Genomic DNA, 19,530 nt, shown 5'->3' with positions numbered 1-19,530 from the left:
AATACAAATCAAGTTTAAATTATGAAGCTTAATATTAAATGTTTGTTTCTAGTGTTTTTTGCACTAAGTTTTTCTTTTGCACAAGATAAAGATGAAGTACTTCTAAAAGTAAATGGCGAGCCAGTTATGGCTTCGGAGTTTTTAAGAGTCTATAACAAAAATTTAGATTTAGTACAAGATGAAAGCCAAAAGGATATTGATGGTTATTTAAAATTATTTACGGAATACCAATTAAAACTAAAAGAAGCTAAACGCTTAAAATTAGACGAAGATAAAAACTACCAACGCGAGTTCTCTAGATATAAGCAACAGTTAATTAAAAATTATATTTCGGAGAACAAAGTAACTGAGGCTTTGGTAAAAGAAGCTTATGATCGTAGTAATATAGATATTAATGCGTCACATATTTTAGTGCGTTTAGATGCAGCATCAAAAGATACTTTAAATGCATATAATGAAGTTTTAGCGTTAAGAGAACGTGTTTTAGCAGAAGGTTTTGATAAAGTGAAAGCAGAAATGCATAACGGAAACACTATTTTTCTAGAAAGTTTAGGCTATTTCTCAGCGTTTAAAATGGTGTATGAATTTGAAACTGCAGCGTATAATACTAATGTTGGCGAAATTTCAATGCCGTTTAGAACCCAGTTTGGTTATCATGTAGTTAAAGTTGATGATAAAAGATCATCTAGAGGTACAGCAACTGTAGCTCATATTATGGTTAACTTGGTTTCTAAAGATTCTTTAGCAGATCCTGAAAAGCGAGTTAATGATATTTATAAAAAGTTAAATCAAGGAGAAAGTTTTGAGTCCTTAGCGAAACAATTTTCAGAGGACAAAAGTTCTGCTCGAGAAGGTGGGAAAATTGCACCTTTTAAAAGTGGGCAGTTAAGTTCTGCGGAATTTGAAGATGCTGCTTTTGCATTAGAAAATGATGGTGATGTGACTAAACCTTTCAAATCTGCATATGGTTGGCACATTGTAAAACGAATTAGCTTAAAGCCAATTGAGCCCTTAGAAAATTTAAAAGAATCTTTTGAGTCAAAAGTAAAAAGAGATACAAGATCTAAGTTAATCAATGAAGCGATGATAGCTAAGTTAAAGGCGAAGTATAATGTAACGTATAATTCTGAAGCTAAGGCGTATTTTACGTCTATTCTTAATAAAGAGTTTTATAATCGTAATTGGAATTTACCAACTGATTTTAAAACTAACGAAACGCTGTTTTCTGTAAATAAGACAAATTTCACTTATGAAGACTTCGGAAAACATTTAGTGACAGCACAACGAATTTACTCAGGTAAGGCGACACCTTTTGCTACAATTGTAGAAAAAGAATACGAGAGTTTTATTGAAAAATCGATACTTCAATATAGAGAAGATAATTTAGAGGTAGAAAACTTAGAGTATGCAAATATTCTAAAAGAATATAGAGATGGATTGTTATTGTTCGATTTAATGGAAAAAGAGATTTGGAATAAAGCGTCTCAAGACTCTACAGGTATTGGATCATTTTACAATAAAAACAAATCTAAATACAAATGGACAGATAGAGTAGAAGTTGTTATAGCATCGTCAGCAGATAAGTCTAATGCAAAGAAAGCGCTTAAAATGATGAAAAAGGGGAATTCTGAAACAGATATTAACGAAAAATTAAATACAAACGATAAGCAAAACGTTATCTTTACTAAAGGAACTTACACATTAGATAATCCTATTCTGCCGTCTAGCTTTAAAGCTAAAAAAGGTGTTTCTAGTGTTTATGAACATCACGATGCGTTTCACGTTATTGATGTAAAGGAAGTTTTGCCAGCAGGACAAAAAACACTGGAGGAAGCAAAAGGTAATGTAATTAATGATTACCAAGCCGAAATTGAAAACACTTGGATTAATGATTTATACAATCGCTTCAAAGTAGAAGTTAATCAAGAAACCCTTAAAGCTATTAAAGCTAAAATAGGAAACTAATTTATATACTTTTTGAAATATTTTTTATACATATTTTGCCTTTGTTTACTTTTTACTAGCTGTGATTATTTTAAAAAATCAGATGGTCTAGATCCTGTTGCGCGCGTTAATGAAAACTATCTTTATAGGGAAGATATTAAGGATATAGTACCCAAAGGCACTTCTGTTGAAGATAGTACCTTAATGGTAAATGCCTATATTAATCGTTGGGCTAGACGTTTGCTTTTAATGGATGGAGCTTTAATAAATCTTTCTGAAGACAAGCAAAATGAATTTTCTAAATTAGTAAAGCAGTATAAAAATGATTTATACACCAAAGCGTATTTAGAAGGCTTAGTGAAAAAAAATATAGATTCTGTGGTAAAACGCGAAACAGCCCAGCTATTTTACGATGAGAATATAGAATCTTTTAAGCTTAATGATAATCTTATACAATTTAGATATATAAGTTTGCCGCTTAACCCAATTAATTTAGATACTATAAAAAAACGTTTTCAACGCTTTAGTTATAAAGACAAAATGTATTTAGATTCCATTTCTGTACAGTTTAGATCGTACTCTCTAAACGATTCGCTTTGGTTAAAACTAAGTAGGGTTGCAGAGAAAATTCCGATTTTAAATAACACTAATAAAAATGAACTGTTAAAAAAAACTAATTTCTTACAGCTCAAAGATTCATTAAACCTATATTTGATGTTAGTAAACGATGTGCGACTTCAAAACGACTACGCACCTTTAGATTATGTGAATTCGTCGATCAAAAAAATTGTTATAAATAAGCGAAAACTAGAGCTCATCAAGCAACTCGAAAATGATATTACAAAAGATGCCATCAAACAAAATAAATTCCAAACTTATAATTAAAGCAGCCCTTTTGGTTGGTTTTATTTCATTCAACTTCAGCAACGCTCAAGAAATTATTGAGGACGAAGTGCCACAAGTTCAAAAAACTAAGGATACTTTAGTAAACAAAACTCGAATTAAAGCAGACGGAGTAGCAGCTGTTGTAGGTGATTTTATTATTCTAGAGTCTGATTTAGATAGAGAAATTGCGCAACTTCAGGCACAAGGAGCAGATCTTAAAGATTTAACAAGATGCGAACTTTTTGGGAGCTTGTTAGAAAATAAGTTATACGCACATCAAGCTATTCAAGATAGTGTAATTGTTAACGAATTGTTTATTAAGTCGCGTACAGAACAGCAAATACAAGGTATTTTGGCGCAGACTAAAGGAGATATGGAAGGCTTATTAGAATTCTATAAAAAAGATTCAGAGCAAGCCTTACGTGATGAAATGTATGAGATCAATAAAAACGGATATCTTGCTCAAGAAATGCAATCTAAAGTTATTGGCGATATTGAAGTAACACCAGAAGAGGTTCGTACCTTTTTTAACGATATACCAAAAGATGAACGCCCTATTTTTGGAACAGAATTAAAGTTAGCTCAAATTGTAATTATTCCTGAAGTTACAGAAGACGCTAAGCAAGCTGTAATAGATCAATTAAATGATTTCAAAAGAGATATAGAAGAAAACGGTTCTAGTTTTGTAACTAAAGCTATTTTTTATTCTGAAGACGGATCAAAAAGTGATGGCGGAAAGTTACCTACCATGAATAGAAAGCAACCAAGAATGGTTAAAGAGTTTAGGGATGCTGTTTTTAATATGCAAGAAGGAGAAATTTCAGAGCCTTTTGAAACTGATTTTGGTTATCATATTGTCTTTTTAGAAAAAGTAAGAGGACAAGAATATGATGTGAGACACATTTTATTACGTCCAAAATTATCTCAGGAAGCTATAAAAAAAGCAAATGACGAAATTAAAGAGGTTAGAGCTAAAATCATGGATGGCTCATTAACATTTGCACAAGCAGCAAGAGAATTTAGTGATGAAAAGGAAACTAAATTTGAAGGTGGTCAATTAACCAATCCAACAACACAAGATTTCAATTTTGAATTAACACGAATGGAACCAGAGTTGTATTCTCAAATTCAAGATTTAAAAGATGGAGAAATTAGTGAAGTCTTACAAGATGAAGATCGTGTAAATACTATAAAATTTAAAATTTTAACGGTAACTGATCGTATTGACGATCACGAAGCCGATTTTGCAAAAGATTACTTAAAAATTAAAAATTTAGCCTTACAAGACAAACAAGTTAAAGCTGTTGCAAAATGGCAAAAAGAAACTATTATCGATACCTATATTAAAATTAATGGTGAGTATAGAGATTGTGACTTTCAAAGTAATTGGTTAAAAAAATAATAGAGTATGTCTGATGTTGCAATAATTGAAAATTTTGTCAAGAAATATGCTGCACTAAAGCAAGAGATTTCTAAGGTTATCATAGGTCAAGATGACGTTGTAAATCAAATATTAATTTCTATTTTTTCTGGAGGTCACTCGCTTTTAATCGGAGTGCCTGGTTTGGCAAAAACATTAATGGTAAATACCATTGCACAAGCATTAGGCTTAAACTTTAAACGTATTCAGTTTACTCCAGATTTAATGCCAAGTGATATTCTTGGTAGTGAAATCTTAGATGAAAACAGACAATTCAAATTTATAAAAGGACCAATTTTTGCTAATATTGTTTTAGCAGATGAGATTAACCGAACGCCACCAAAAACACAAGCAGCCTTATTAGAGGCCATGCAAGAACGTTCGGTAACTGTAGCTGGTCATCAGTATAAATTAAGTTTACCTTACTTTGTATTGGCAACTCAAAATCCAATAGAACAAGAAGGAACTTACCCTTTGCCAGAAGCTCAATTAGACCGTTTTATGTTTGCTATTAATTTAGAATATCCTTCGTTTCAAGAAGAAGTTGATGTTGTAAAAGCAACGACAACAGATGTTCAGATGACGGTTAATTCACTATTTACAGCACAAGAAATTATTGATTTTCAAAATGTCATTCGTCGTATTCCTGTTGCAGATAATGTTATAGAATACGCAGTTTCTTTAGTGGCTAAAACAAGACCTAAGGCAGATTCAGCAGCAGAGATTGTAAAAGAGTTTGTAGATTGGGGAGCAGGACCAAGAGCTTCTCAAAATTTAATCTTAGCAGCAAAAACACACGCGGCTACCAACGGTAAGTTTTCACCAGATATCGAAAATATACAAGCCGTAGCAACCGGGATTCTTAGACATAGAATCATAAAAAACTACAAAGCGGAAGCAGAAGGTGTTACAGACGAAAAGATCATTCAAAGTCTGTTTTAATCAAAACAGCACTTAATATTATAGTCTTGTCCTTTTCCTAATTTAATCTAAGTCTTTTGTTGTTGAGTTCTATTATTAATAAAGACTTATTAAAACGATTTGTATTCGCTTAAAAGCTGAATTTTAATTCATATTTATTCTAAATAATGAAACCGTCTTGATTTCGTTATAAGGTGTTGATTTTTAATTTTTTACACGAATTATTTCCTATAATTTAAATTAATTATACTATATATTTAAAGAATAAGCAATAATGCTACATTTTCTTAAAATGTGTAGATTTGTTTCGTTTTAAAAAAAATTATAAAACTTTCAAAGAATTCTATTTTATATTATATGAACATTTATAAAGATTACCTAAAGCAAATAGAGGAACGAAAAGCTCAAGGGCTTCATCCACAGCCAATTGATGGGTCTGAGTTACTTAGCCAGATTATTGAGCAAATTAAAGATTTGAATAATGAATATAGAGAGGGTTCTCTTAATTTCTTTATTTATAATGTGTTACCAGGAACAACAAGTGCTGCTGGTGTAAAAGCGAAGTTTTTAAAAGAAATTATTTTAGGCGAATCAGTAGTGAAAGAAATTACTCCTGCATTTGCTTTAGAGCAATTATCGCATATGAAGGGTGGACCTTCAGTAGCAGTGTTATTAGATTTAGCTTTAGGAGAAGATGCTGCTATTGCAGAAGAAGCTGCTAAAGTGTTAAAAACACAAGTATTTTTATATGAAGCAGATACTGAACGATTAGAAAACGCTTTTAAAGCAGGAAACACAATCGCAATTGATATTATTGAGAGTTACGCAAAAGCAGAATTCTTTACCAAATTACCAGATGTTGAAGAAGAGATTGAAATAGTAACTTATATTGCCGGTGTTGGTGATATTTCTACAGATTTATTATCTCCTGGTGCAGATGCACACTCAAGATCAGATAGAGAATTACATGGGCAATGTATGTTTGAGCATAATAAAGAGATGCAAAATGAATTGTTAGCTTTAAAAGAGCAGCATCCAGATAAACGTGTAATGTTAATCGCTGAAAAAGGCACCATGGGAGTTGGTTCTTCAAGAATGTCTGGTGTAAACAATGTTGCATTATGGACCGGTGTTCCTTTCAGTAAGTATGTTCCATTTATCAATTTTGCACCAGTAATTGCTGGTACAAATGGAATTGCACCAATTTTCTTAACAACAGTTAGTGTAACCGGAGGTATTGGTATTGATTTAAAAAATTGGGAAAAGCAAATAGATGCAGAAGGAAATACTATTGTAGATAAAGATGGCGAACCCGTTTTAAAACAAACATATTCTGTTGATACAGGTACAGTATTAACAATTAATACAAAGACAAAAAAATTATACAAAGACGGTGAAGAATTAAAAGACATTTCTACTGCATTAACGCCACCAAAAATGGAGTTTATTAAAGCAGGAGGTTCTTACGCTGTTGTATTTGGTAAAAAATTACAAACATTAGCTTGTAAAATATTAGGAATAGATATTCCTCAAGTATATGCAACTTCAAAAGAAGTTTCTGTTGAAGGACAAGGTTTAACAGCTGTTGAAAAAATATTCAATAAAAATGCTGTAGGAACTACACCAGGAAAAACCTTGCATGCAGGTTCTAATGTTAGAGTAGAAGTAAATATTGTTGGTTCTCAAGATACAACAGGTTTAATGACGTCTCAAGAATTAGAGATGATGGCAGCTACAGTGATTTCACCAATTGTTGATGGTGCCTACCAATCGGGTTGTCATACGGCGTCTGTTTGGGATGATAAGTCTAAAGCTAACATTCCAAGATTAATGAGCTTTATGAACGATTTCGGTTTAATTACTGGTCGTGATCCAAAAGGGAAATATTTCCCAATGACAGATGTTATTCATAAAGTATTGAATGATATTACTGTTGGTGATTGGGATATTATTATTGGTGGAGATTCGCACACACGTATGTCTAAAGGTGTTGCTTTTGGAGCAGATTCAGGAACCGTTGCTTTAGCATTGGCTACAGGTGAGGCTACAATGCCAATTCCAGAATCAGTAAAAGTGACGTTTAAAGGACAAATGAAATCTTATATGGATTTCCGTGATGTAGTTCACGCTACACAATCTCAAATGTTGAAGCAATTTGGAGGAGAAAATGTATTCCAAGGCCGTATTATCGAAGTGCATATTGGGACTTTAACTGCAGATGAAGCCTTTACATTTACAGATTGGACAGCAGAGATGAAAGCGAAAGCTTCTATCTGTATATCTGAAGATGATACATTAATTGAATCTTTAGAGATTGCAAAAGGTCGTATCCAAATCATGATTGATAAAGGAATGGACAACACGAAACAAGTACTTAAAGGTCTTGTAGATAAAGCAGAAACTAGAATTACTGAACTTAAAACAGGTATTAAACCGTCTTTAAGACCAGATGCTAACGCTAAATATCATGCAGAAGTTATTATTGATTTAGATGAAATTTCTGAACCAATGATTGCGGATCCAGATGTCAATAACGAGGATGTTTCCAAACGTTATACGCACGATAATATTAGACCATTATCTTTTTACGGTGGCACTAAAAAAGTGGACTTAGGATTCGTAGGATCTTGTATGGTTCACAAAGGTGATATGAAAATCTTAGCGCAGATGTTGAAAAACATTGAAGCGCAACATGGTAAAGTTGAATTTAAAGCGCCATTAGTCGTAGCTCCTCCTACATATAATATTGTAGATGAGTTGAAAGCTGAAGGGGATTGGGAAGTCTTAGTAAGATACTCAGGTTTTGAATTCGATGATAATGCACCAAAAGGAGTCGCACGTACAGGATACGAAAACATGTTATACTTAGAGCGTCCAGGATGTAACCTTTGTATGGGTAACCAAGAAAAGGCAGCACCAGGAGATACGGTTATGGCAACGTCAACACGTTTATTCCAAGGTAGAGTTGTAAAAGATTCTGGAGAGAAAAAAGGTGAATCATTATTATCATCAACTCCAGTTGTTGTATTGTCTACAATTTTAGGTAGAACACCTACACTTGCAGAATATGAAGCTGCAGTAGACGGCATTGTTTTAACGAAGTTTAAACCTTCAACAAAGCAATTAGTAAGATAATTAAAGTTTTATTTTATATAAGTGAAAGCCTGAATCTTAGATTCAGGCTTTTTTGTTTTCTAATAACAGTTGTTTTAAGAAAATACTATTTTCAATTTAGAATTATTATGACATAGAAAATACTTATTCCACTATCATTATTATATGTTATGAACGCTTTTAAAGTCATATTGCATTTCGTATATTAGTAAAATTAATTAAAAACTGATATTCCATGGCATTTGATATTGATATGATTAAAAAGGTTTATGCTAACATGACAGAGAGCGTTGATGCTGCTAGAGACATTGTAGGTGAGCCATTAACACTTTCAGAAAAGATTTTATACTCACATTTGTGGGATGGCAAACCGAACAAGGCGTTTACTAGAGGAAAGGATTATGTAGATTTTGCTCCAGACCGTGTAGCTTGTCAAGATGCAACAGCGCAAATGGCATTATTGCAATTTATGCAAGCTGGTAAGCCAAAAGTGGCTGTGCCAACAACGGTACATTGTGACCACTTAATTCAGGCTAAAGATGGAGCTGCAACAGATTTAAAGCACGCTAATGAAACGAGTAGTGAGGTTTTTAATTTCTTAGAGTCTGTATCTAATAAATATGGTATCGGATTCTGGAAACCAGGAGCTGGTATTATTCACCAAGTGGTTTTAGAAAATTATGCATTTCCTGGTGGAATGATGATTGGTACAGATTCACATACTGTAAATGCAGGTGGATTAGGTATGGTTGCCATTGGAGTCGGTGGAGCAGATGCTGTAGATGTAATGGCAGGAATGGCTTGGGAACTAAAATTTCCTAAGTTAATTGGTGTAAGATTAACAGGAAAACTTTCGGGTTGGACGGCACCAAAAGATGTCATTTTAAAAGTAGCTCAAATTCTTACGGTTAAAGGTGGAACAGGAGCTATTGTAGAATATTTTGGACCAGGAGCAACGTCTATGTCGTGTACCGGTAAAGGAACAATCTGTAATATGGGAGCTGAGATTGGAGCAACCACTTCAACATTTGGTTACGATGATTCTATGGAACGTTATTTACGTGCTACAGATAGAGCAGATGTTGCAGATGCAGCTAATGCTATAAGACCATATTTAACAGCAGATGATGAAGTTTACGCTAATCCAGAGCAGTATTTTGATCAAGTTATCGAAATTAACCTTTCTGAATTAGGACCATTATTGAACGGCCCTTTTACTCCAGATTTATCTACAGAAGTTGGTCGTGATATGACTGAAAAAGCAAAAGCTAACGATTGGCCAATGCAAGTAGAATGGGGACTTATTGGTTCTTGTACCAATTCATCTTACGAAGATTTATCAAGAGCATCATCTATTGCGCAACAAGCATTAGATAAGGGCTTAAAAATGAAGTCTGAATTAGGAATTAATCCTGGTTCTGAGCAAGTACGATTTACTGCTGAACGAGATGGAATTCTTGGAATATTTGAAAAATTAGACGCTAAAATATTTACAAATGCTTGTGGTCCTTGTATCGGACAGTGGGCAAGATACAGCGATCCTAAAAATGCACCTAAAAATAGTATTGTACATTCTTTCAATAGAAACTTTGCTAAGCGTGCAGATGGGAATCCTAATACACATGCTTTTGTAGCATCACCTGAATTAACAGCCGCTATTGCAGTTGCTGGACGTTTAGACTTTAATCCAATGACAGATAAACTTATCAATGAAAATGGAGAAGAAGTAATGTTTGACGAGCCAACAGGATGGGAATTGCCGCCAAAAGGCTTTGAAGTTAAAGAAAACGGGTATTTAAAACCAGTTGCTGACGGAAGTGGAGTTGAGATTTTTGTAAAAGAAGATTCAGAACGTTTAGAGTTATTAGAACCGTTTACACCACTTGGAGATACTATTACAGGAGCTAAATTGCTGATCAAAGCTTTTGGTAAATGTACTACCGATCATATTTCTATGGCTGGTCCATGGTTGCGTTTTAGAGGACATTTAGATAATATTTCTAACAATACACTAATTGGTGCTGTAAATGCTTTTGGTAAGAAAACTAATTTTGTTAAGAATCAACTTACAGGAGAATTTGCTGGAGTGCCAGATACGGCAAGAGCATATAAGGCTGCAGGAATAAAATCTATAGTTGTTGGTGATCATAATTACGGTGAAGGATCTTCTAGAGAGCACGCAGCTATGCAACCAAGACATTTAGGTGTTGCAGCAGTTATTGTTAAATCTTTTGCACGTATTCATGAAACTAATCTTAAAAAGCAAGGCATGTTAGGTTTAACATTTGACAATGAAGCGGATTACGATTTAATTCAAGAAGATGATACATTCAACTTTACAGATTTAAATGAGTTTGCACCAGATAAACAATTACATATAGAAGTTGTTCATGCAGACGGAAGTAAAGATGTCATTGCATTAAACCATACTTATAATCAAGCTCAAATTGAATGGTATAATGAAGGTTCTGCTTTAAATTTAATTAAGAAGCAAAACGCTTAATCGCACGTTATATTTAAAATAAAAATCCGTTAGAGTTTTATCTCTAACGGATTTTTTTATTTGCTATGTATTGTTAAAAATAGTTTAGAATTATAAAAAGGTATATTTGTTTCAAACCTAGATTTATATGAAAAAAATTCTACTCTTATTTGGTTTCATTTTTTTACTACAAACAAATGAAATTCTTGCACAAATCATCGAATTACCAAATATGCTATATTTATGTGATAGTGGTTCTATTCAACTTGATGGCACCGTTGTAAATACATCAGATACAAATATTACGTATCAATGGTACTATGGATTATCTTTTAGTTCTTCTAATACTGAAATTGTTGGAGCAACCAATCCTTTACTTACAATAACAGGTACTGATAATGAACGTGGGTTTTATAAAGTAAGAGCCATATTATCTAATGGTAGCAACCATGTTGACTGGGTTCAAATCGTAAAGAGTGATAGCAATACTAATTTTGAATATGTACAGTGTAATAATTTTTTTATAGAGGAATTGCAAATTGAGAATACGTTTTCAAATGTTTCTAATATTACTACTAAATATTACGAATTAGAGGAAGATGCTACTCTAGGAAATGAGAACAATTCATACGAGTTTTTTATATATGACTTTGCCATTACTATTTTCATTCGTGTTGAAGAAAATAGTGGAGCATGTGCAGATATAATACCAGTAGAAGTCTCCTCTAATTCTTATTTGTATGCAAATTGGGTTCCAAACATGGGTAATTGTTCTACGGATTCTTCAAATATGGTTTTTGACTTAACAACAAATGATGATCAAATTCTTGGAGGTCAACAAGCAGAAGTGAGTTACTTCGTTAGTTATAATGATGCTATAAATTTGACAAACCCAATAACAAATGCTTCAACTTATATCCCATTATCTCCAAATCAAACCATTTATGCAAGAGTTTACAATCCCGATGATATAAATTTTGGTTGCTTTGCGGACAATAGTATTATTCAATTTCAATTGTTGTCTATCTCAAGTCCAACTCCAAATACAGAATTAGATTATATCGTTTGCGATACGTCTAATGGCTCTACTACAGACGGTATTGGTGCATTTGATTTAACAAGTAAAAACGCTTTAGTGTTATCTGGCTTAAGTACGTATCAATATAATATTAGTTACTATAATACTTTGGTTGATGCAGATAGTAATACAAATGCTATAGACTCACCTAATAATTATATCGCTAGTGATGAAGTCGTTTATGTTAGAGTAGAGAGCAGTTCTAACTCGTCATGCGTACAAATATCACAAATGAATTTAATAGTTCAAGATATATGTGATGATATTTCGGTGAATTTACTTTCTTATTGGCAGGCACCGAGACCCGGATTTACGTACAGAAACATGTTAATTGTAAGAAATTATGGAGAGTCCACAGTCAGTTCTGGTACTGTAACGTTTACTGCAGATCCGTCAGTAACCTATACCGGAGCGTCAGGGTTAAGTGCAGGAAATTCCATTACACCAGCGCCTAATGGCTTTACTTTAGATTTTACAAACTTATTACCTGGTGAAAGTGAAGTGATTTATATTGAAACATTAGTCGCCACATCAGCTAATTTAGGAGATATGATTACCAATGTTGCAGAGTATACAACAGCAGCAAATGATGTTGTTATTGAAAATAATACCTCTAACTTATCGGAAATCATTATTGGTTCTTATGATCCTAATGATATTAGCGAATCACAAGGACCAGAAATTGAACATGTAAGCTTTACGGAAGACGATTATTTGTATTATACCATTAGGTTTCAAAACGTTGGAACTGCTAGTGCCATAAATGTAACTATCAATAATAGTTTAGATGAAAAATTAGATAAAACAACATTTCAAATGTTAAGAGCAAGTCATTCATATGGAATTGAGCGCGATTTTGATAATTTAACATGGAATTTCTATAATATAAATTTAGCAGATGAAACTACTGATGAGCTTAATAGTCATGGTTTTGTGAATTATAAAATAAAACCATTAGCCGGCTATGAAATAGGAGATATTGTACCTAACACAGCAGGCATTATTTTCGATTTTAATGAACCTGTAATTACTAATACGTTTAATACAGAATTTGTAGCTGCTTTAAACTTAGCCGAAAATAATCTTAACTCTCAGTATTTGTTATTCCCAAATCCCTCAAAAGATATAGTGAGTTTAAGTTTTAGTTCAAAACAATCAAACATAGAAGTTACTGTTTTGGATATTTTTGGGAAAATGGTATTAATGCAAAAGGAGCAACACGTTTCAACACTAGAACTTAATATATCGGCTTTAGAAAAAGGTGTTTATTTTGTGAAAGTTAAAGATGATAAAGGACAATGGGGATCAAAAAAGATTATTAAAGAGTAATCTCTAATGTTTTTATAAAAAAGTAGAGCCTTTGAGAGATCAAGGGCTTTATTATGTTAGGATGGTCGTTTTATCTCGACAATTAAACTATCTAATAAATACGTCTTCAAATGCAGTCACTGTGGTTCTTTGACAATGTTAACCTGTTCAAGGTGCTCTGTCCTCATAAAGTCAAAATTTACGCTAATGAACATAATTTTTGTTCTTATAAAAAGAAAGATTACATCTATATTCAAGCAGATGCGGCCAATAAAGTCTATTTGATAGAGCACGGAAAAGTTAAAATTGGCTATTACAGTGAAGATGGAAATGAAATCGTAAAAGCCATTCTTACTAAAGGTGAATTGTTTGGTGAGAAAGCTATTTTGGGTGATGATAAGCGCGATGAATTTGCACAATCTGTAGATAATGAAACGTCTATATGTCCTATCAGTGTTGATACCATGCATGATTTAATGCGAGACAACCAAAATTTTAGTTTTAAGGTTTATAAGTTTATTGGTTTAAAATTTAAAAAATTAGAACGTAGGTTACAAATGTTATTATTTAAGGATACTAAAACACGCTTAGTTGAATTTCTAGATGAGCTTTGTATCGATTTTGGTTATGACTGCGATAAAACAGGAGATCATGTTATTAAGCATCCCTACACTCAAAAAGATATAGCATCGTTAATTGGAACCTCGAGACCAACAATTAATATCTTGTTGAATGAACTTAAAGAGGAAAATTACTTAGATTTTAACAGAAAAGAAATAAGAATATTAAAAAAATCAGCATAGTGTTAGCTATCTAACATTTCGTTAAGCTTTGGGTATTTAATTTTGAAATATAATTTTAAAATTAAAAAGCGATGAAGAAAAAAATGATTTTAGCGGTATTGGCATTAGGTGTTTTTGCCAGTTCGTGCAGTAATGATGACGATAATACTAGTTCTGTAGATTCAAATTTAACTCTTAATCTTGATGGTTTAGAAGCATTAGGAGATGATTTTGTGTATGAAGGATGGATTATTGTAGACGGATCTCCTGTATCTACAGGGACCTTTAGTAGTGTAGATTTTCCACAGACATTTAGTGTCAATTCAGAACAATTAGAGGTAGCAACCACATTTGTGTTGTCTATTGAACCAGCAGTGGATTCTGATCCTTTACCCGCAGCAACAAAAATTCTAGCTGGCGATTTTTCGGGCGCTTTGGCTAGTGTAGATTCTAATGGTATCGTAGCAAATTTTGCAACGGCGACAGGTAGTTACATTTTAGCAACACCAACAGATGCAGATGATACTAATGAAGAAAGTGGAGTTTGGTTTTTAGATAATTCTAGTGGAAGTGCTGTTACAGGTTTAGACTTGCCAACATTAACAGAGGGGTGGAAATATGAAGGTTGGGCTGTCTTAGATGGCACACCAATTAGTACAGGGACATTTACAGATCCAACATTAGCAGACGATAATGCAACGACTTCAGTTTTTAAAGGAGATGCAGGGGATGGACCAGGTTTCCCTGGTGAAGATTTTTTACAAAATGCACCAGCAGGAATAACATTCCCAACAGATTTAAGAGGAGCTACAATTGTAGTATCAGTTGAGCCAAGTCCAGATAATAGTCCAACACCTTTTACATTAAAGCCATTGGCACATGTAGTACCTAGCGATGCTGCGGTGCATACAACTATTTCGATGGGAGTAGGGCCAACTTCGGTTATTTCAGGTTCTGTAACACGAAATTAAAGCAAATTTAAATTGTTAGATTTGAAGCGTGATACCTATTTTTGGTGTTGCGCTTCTTCAATTTGATTATGTTATGACTAAAGATAAAACGACTAAAGATAAAACCACTAAAAATAGGATTTATAATGTTTTAGCGATTTTACTAATTATTTTGTTTGTGATTCCGCAAACAAGAGAGCCAATTCAGGTCTTCTTTCATAAGGGGTTTAGCTATATTAATACAGCAACACTTATAGATAAAGTAGAACGAAAAACGGTTAGTAATTTGAATTGGGATTTAATATCTGATAATGGTAAACGATTAGATTTTAAAGCTACAAAAGGCAAAGTTGTATTGATAAACTTTTGGGCTACGTGGTGTCCTCCATGTATTGCAGAAATGCCAAGCCTTCAAGAATTATATGATGATTATGGTGATAAAGTTATATTTCTATTTGTTACCAATGAAGATTTTGAAACCGTAGAAAAGTTTAAAGCAAAAAAGAGTTTTAATTTTGAAGTATTTAGGCCTCTAAGTGAAGTTTTAGAGGAATTGAGAGCACATTCAATACCAAGAACATTTATCTTAAATAAAGCTAGTGAAATTGTTGTTGACGAGACTGGAGCCGTAAATTGGAATAGTGCTAAAGTCAGAAAACAACTAGACGAGTTACTTGCCGAATAAACTACTTAAAATATTTAAAAGGCACTATGAGCATTCCAAAGTTCTCTCCTTCATGCTTACCTAAGTGTTTATGATGCATTTTATGTGCACGTCTTAAACCTCTAGCGTATTTATTGTCAACATTCCGCAACCATTTAAAGCGTTGATGAATAAAGATGTCATGAACAACAAAATAGGCAACACCATAAGTTAAAATACCTAAGCCAATAGGAAGCGTATACCAAACGTTTTCATAACTCCAAAGGTAAAAGCATGTTATACTCACCAATGCATAAAATATAAAAAAGGCATCATTACGTTCAAACCAGCTATCGTGATCTTTATGATGATGATCTTTGTGTAAATTCCATAAAAAACCATGCATAATATACTTGTGCGTAAACCACGCATTAAATTCCATAATGAAAAATGTAGCAAGAAATATTAAAATCCAAAAAGTGATTTGCATTGCGTTATTATTTTAAAGTAAATTTAATTGATATTTCACATAACTACGTGTTAGAAGCTCTATTTTTCTGTAGTTAGGAACTCTAATTCTAGTAGATTTTATCTGTAATGCCGGTGTTTTTTTAGTTTTCTAATAATTTGCTGTAATATCTGTAAGCCATAAATACACCAAAACGCGCTTCTATAGGTAAGCGTTTAATACCTTTTAATCCATTAGCAAAATCGGTTTCGATATCTGTAATAATGGTCTGTTTTGAAATTTCATCAAGTTGATTTAAATCTGTATTCGGAAAATAAGTTCTACTTAAATCTTCAAAATCTTCTTTTAAATCACGTAAAAAATTCACTTTCTGAAAGGCAGAACCAAGACTCATCGCTGAATCTTTTAAATCGTCATATTTAGTGTTGTCTCCCTTTACAAAAACTTTAAGGCACATTAAGCCTACAACGTCTGCTGATCCATAAATGTAAGCCTTGTATTCATCATTAGTTAAATAGTCCGTTTTATAAAGATCGAGACGCATGCTTTTCATAAATGAATCAACCAAATGTTTATCAATTCCGTAATTATGATAGGTGTTTTGAAAAGCGTTTAAAATAGGATTAAGGCTTATCTTATGTTCTAAAGCGGCCTCAAGATCACTTTCAAACATGTTAAAGAGCTTTTCTTTATCATAATCATGAAAAGAATCTACAATTTCATCAGCAAATCTTACAAAACCATAAATATTGTAAATGTCTTGTCTTATGGTGTGAGATAGCATTTTTGTAGCCATAGAAAACGATGTACTGTAAGCATTTGTAACGGCCTTACTACAGGTATGAGAAACGTTGTCAAAAATTAATTTCATATGATGGTTATGTTTGCTATTAAACTTCGTTTTTTTGAATCAGTTCAGCTACGAGCTTGCCTGAAATTAAAGCCGGTGGGACTCCTGGTCCTGGCACAGTGAGCTGTCCTGTAAAATAGAGTCCATTTACTTTTTTACTTTTTAATTTTGGTCTTAAAAAAGCTGTTTGCATTAATGTATTTGCCATTCCGTATGCATTTCCTTTATAAGAATTGTAATCTTCAATAAAATCGTTAACACAATACGATTCTTTAAAAAGTATATGTGCTTTAACGTTTTGTTCTGTTCTTTGTTCAAAACGATTTATAATAAGGTCAAAATATTGCTGACGTAATTCTGATGTATCTTCAAGTCCTGGAGCAATTGGAATTAAGAAAAATCCGGTTTCACAATTTTCAGGAGCCATACTTGCATCAGTTACTGAAGGAAAGTTAACATAAAATAATGGATTTTTAGGCCATTTAGGATCGTCATATATTTCTTCGGCATGATTTTCAAAATCGGTGTCAAAAAATAAATTGTGATGCTCTACATGTTTTATCTTTTGGTTGAAGCCAACATAAAAGAGTAGAGACGAAGGTGCAAACGTTCTGCTTTCCCAGTAAGATTCACTGTATTGTCTATAGTTTTTGTCTAAAAGCGTTTCAGAATGGTGATAGTCAGCACCACTTAAAATAATGTCAGAACTAATAATAGTCCCGTTTACCGTTATGCTTTTCGCTCTCTTATTGTTAACGTTAATTTTTTCTACGTTACTATTGGTATGTATCGTTACACCTAAGCTTTCTGCCAAGCTTTTCATCGCTTTAACTATTTCGTACATGCCTCCTTTTGGGTGCCATGTGCCTAAGCCAAAATCGGCAAAATTCATAAAACTATAAAACGAAGGAGTTTGATTTGGTTTAGCTCCTAAAAACAAAACAGGAAATTCTAAAGTTGAAATCAGTTTAGGATTTTTAAAGTTTTTTCGGACCTCTTTGCTAATCGTTTTATAGAAGCGATCTAAGCGTGTAATCGTTTCTTTAGTCACCAATTCGAAAGGTGAAAGACCAGGCTTTAAAACCACCTTATTTATAGCGATATCGTAGTTTTCTTGAGCAGTTGCTATAAATTTACGAAGCGGTTTAGAGCTGCCACTTTCAATACGTTCAAATTCATCACAAATTTTATTCATATGGTCACCAATTGTGATCACATCATCAGAAAAGAAAATTTTATAGGCAGGACTCAACTTATCAAGTTGATAGTAGTCGCTTGTGCTTTTTCCGAAATCATTAAAGAATTTATCAAATATATCTGGCATCCAATACCAGCTTGGTCCAATATCAAACGTAAAACCATCCTTTTTATACTGTCTAGCTCTTCCACCAACAGTACTATTTTTTTCGAAAATGGAAACAGTATGCCCGGCTTTAGCTAAATAGCATGCGGCTGATAAAGCAGAGAAACCAGAACCTATTATGGAGACTATTTTGCTCATTGGTTTTATAATTCCTTAGTTAGTGTTTTAATAGAGCTAAATGAACTAATGTTCTTTGGAAATTGATCCTTATCAATAGTACTTAGCATTTGACCTAATACCCAAAAATTAGTATTTGGTGTTTTGAGTAAAAGGTCATGAAACGCATTAAGATAACTTAAAAGATTCTCTTTTTCAGGTTTTATAGTAAAATAAGAAACGAAAACAATCTCTTCATAATAGCTTTTAAGTTCAAGCAAACTATCTATCGGAACACTTGGTCCTAGAAAGATAGATCTGTAGCCATGTCTGACAATTTCGTGATTAAGAAACAATAGACCAAGTTCATGTATTTCGTTGTCTGGTAAATAGAGAACAAAGGTTTTCTCAGATTTATGTATTTGTTTCGATTGTATTTTTTCTGTGCTGATTAATATTTTTTGACGAATAAGCGTAGAAATAAAATGTTCGTGTGCAGGTGTTATAGTATCTGTTTGCCATAATAGACCGATTTCAGTTAAAAACGGAATAAATATATCGTAAAAAATATCTTGAAATGTCTTTTCTTTAAGCAGCGACTCATAAGTTTTATAAAATAAGGCTTGATCAAAATTGAGCATTGAGAGTTTAAAAGCATTAATAGCGTGGCTTTCCATATTAGTTTCTGTTGCGATTTCTCTAACTAACTGTGGAATCTTTTGCGCTTCAATTGTAGCAATCTTAGAAATTTTATAACCATTATTATTAAGGTAGCTTACATTGAGTAGTTTTTGAAAACTAGCTAAGTCGTAATATCTAATATTTGTGTCCGTGCGTTTAGGTTCAAGCAAATTATAACGCTTTTCCCAAATTCTTATAGTGTGTGCTTTAATCCCTGTAAGGTTTTCTAGATCCTTTATGCTAAACCTACTCTTAATATTGTTCATTTTATTTTAAAAATGTTTAAACAAAAATAAGGTTTATACCAATACGAAGTTTAGAATTAACAAAAATTATATAAAAAAAGAATGTAGGGTAATTTAGAAACTTGAATTTACTTGTATAGGTAAGAGTAATGTTTTTGAGTAATTGTGCGCACGAGAAGACTCGAACTTCCACGGACTAATGTCCACCAGCCCCTCAAGCTGGCGCGTCTACCAATTCCGCCACGTGCGCAAAATAATGAAGTAAATATATAAAAAAAAGTTAAGCATTATACTTAACT

The 19,530-nt window shown here is 32.9% G+C and carries 13 protein-coding genes, 1 tRNA gene and 1 pseudogene; 10 read left to right on the top strand and 5 right to left on the bottom strand.

Annotation, left to right across the window (positions count from 1 at the left end):
• Window positions 1-21 precede the first annotated feature (21 nt).
• The 10 genes from ADIWIN_RS06700 to ADIWIN_RS06655 all read left to right on the top strand — a co-directional run bounded on the left by ADIWIN_RS06700 (window position 22) and on the right by ADIWIN_RS06655 (window position 15,569).
• On the top strand, window positions 22-1,965 hold the full coding sequence (locus ADIWIN_RS06700) for a peptidylprolyl isomerase (protein ID WP_040756682.1): 1,944 nt from the start codon (window positions 22-24) through the stop codon (window positions 1,963-1,965).
• Between the two features lie 12 nt (window positions 1,966-1,977).
• On the top strand, window positions 1,978-2,829 hold the full coding sequence (locus ADIWIN_RS06695) for a hypothetical protein (protein ID WP_040756681.1): 852 nt from the start codon (window positions 1,978-1,980) through the stop codon (window positions 2,827-2,829).
• Window positions 2,777-4,231 (top strand): peptidylprolyl isomerase, encoded by a 1,455-nt coding sequence (locus tag ADIWIN_RS06690; RefSeq protein ID WP_040756680.1) that lies wholly within the window; start codon window positions 2,777-2,779, stop codon window positions 4,229-4,231. The genes ADIWIN_RS06695 and ADIWIN_RS06690 overlap by 53 nt, the downstream gene beginning before the upstream one ends.
• A 6-nt stretch (window positions 4,232-4,237) precedes the next feature.
• Window positions 4,238-5,191: an AAA family ATPase gene (locus ADIWIN_RS06685; protein ID WP_020894270.1), complete on the top strand. Its 954-nt coding sequence runs from the start codon at window positions 4,238-4,240 to the stop codon at window positions 5,189-5,191.
• Between the two features lie 336 nt (window positions 5,192-5,527).
• The gene (locus tag ADIWIN_RS06680) at window positions 5,528-8,305 is read left to right on the top strand and encodes a bifunctional aconitate hydratase 2/2-methylisocitrate dehydratase (RefSeq protein WP_020894269.1); all 2,778 of its coding nucleotides are present in this window, start codon (window positions 5,528-5,530) and stop codon (window positions 8,303-8,305) included.
• 214 nt (window positions 8,306-8,519) lie between these two features.
• Window positions 8,520-10,787 (top strand): aconitate hydratase, encoded by a 2,268-nt coding sequence (locus ADIWIN_RS06675; protein WP_020894268.1) that lies wholly within the window; start codon window positions 8,520-8,522, stop codon window positions 10,785-10,787.
• Between the two features lie 127 nt (window positions 10,788-10,914).
• The gene (locus ADIWIN_RS06670; RefSeq protein ID WP_040756679.1) at window positions 10,915-13,173 is read left to right on the top strand and encodes a T9SS type A sorting domain-containing protein; all 2,259 of its coding nucleotides are present in this window, start codon (window positions 10,915-10,917) and stop codon (window positions 13,171-13,173) included.
• A 110-nt stretch (window positions 13,174-13,283) separates the two neighbouring features.
• The gene (locus tag ADIWIN_RS06665) at window positions 13,284-13,955 is read left to right on the top strand and encodes a Crp/Fnr family transcriptional regulator (protein ID WP_040756678.1); all 672 of its coding nucleotides are present in this window, start codon (window positions 13,284-13,286) and stop codon (window positions 13,953-13,955) included.
• A gap of 71 nt (window positions 13,956-14,026) precedes the next feature.
• Window positions 14,027-14,905 carry an anti-sigma factor gene (locus ADIWIN_RS06660; RefSeq protein ID WP_020894265.1) on the top strand — a complete coding sequence of 293 codons (879 nt, stop codon included), beginning with the start codon at window positions 14,027-14,029 and terminating at the stop codon, window positions 14,903-14,905.
• Window positions 14,906-14,933: 28 nt separating this feature from the next.
• A complete protein-coding gene (locus tag ADIWIN_RS06655) occupies window positions 14,934-15,569 on the top strand; it encodes a TlpA family protein disulfide reductase (RefSeq protein ID WP_020894264.1) in 636 nt (211 codons plus the stop codon).
• Window position 15,570: 1 nt separating this feature from the next.
• On the opposite strand, the gene ADIWIN_RS06650 is transcribed toward ADIWIN_RS06655, so the two are convergent.
• The 5 genes and pseudogenes from ADIWIN_RS06650 to ADIWIN_RS06630 form a co-directional block, all read right to left on the bottom strand.
• Entirely contained in the window at window positions 15,571-16,017 is a 447-nt protein-coding gene (locus tag ADIWIN_RS06650) for a sterol desaturase family protein (protein WP_020894263.1), read from the bottom strand.
• Between the two features lie 12 nt (window positions 16,018-16,029).
• Window positions 16,030-16,867, bottom strand: a pseudogene (locus ADIWIN_RS06645) (phytoene/squalene synthase family protein).
• Window positions 16,868-16,886: 19 nt separating this feature from the next.
• Window positions 16,887-18,347 carry a bifunctional phytoene desaturase/3,4-desaturase gene (crtID, locus tag ADIWIN_RS06640; RefSeq protein WP_020894261.1) on the bottom strand — a complete coding sequence of 487 codons (1,461 nt, stop codon included), beginning with the start codon at window positions 18,345-18,347 and terminating at the stop codon, window positions 16,887-16,889.
• Between the two features lie 5 nt (window positions 18,348-18,352).
• Window positions 18,353-19,252 (bottom strand): MerR family transcriptional regulator, encoded by a 900-nt coding sequence (locus ADIWIN_RS06635; protein WP_020894260.1) that lies wholly within the window; start codon window positions 19,250-19,252, stop codon window positions 18,353-18,355.
• Between the two features lie 145 nt (window positions 19,253-19,397).
• Window positions 19,398-19,481: transfer RNA gene (locus ADIWIN_RS06630), tRNA-Leu, on the bottom strand.
• Between the last annotated feature and the right edge of the window lie 49 nt (window positions 19,482-19,530).

The sequence above is a fragment of the Winogradskyella psychrotolerans RS-3 genome (assembly GCF_000427335.1).
In the GTDB taxonomy this organism is placed as follows: Bacteria; Bacteroidota; Bacteroidia; order Flavobacteriales; family Flavobacteriaceae; genus Winogradskyella; species Winogradskyella psychrotolerans.
Note: the sequence above shows the minus strand (reverse complement) of the source record. Positions and strands in the feature narration are given on the sequence as shown.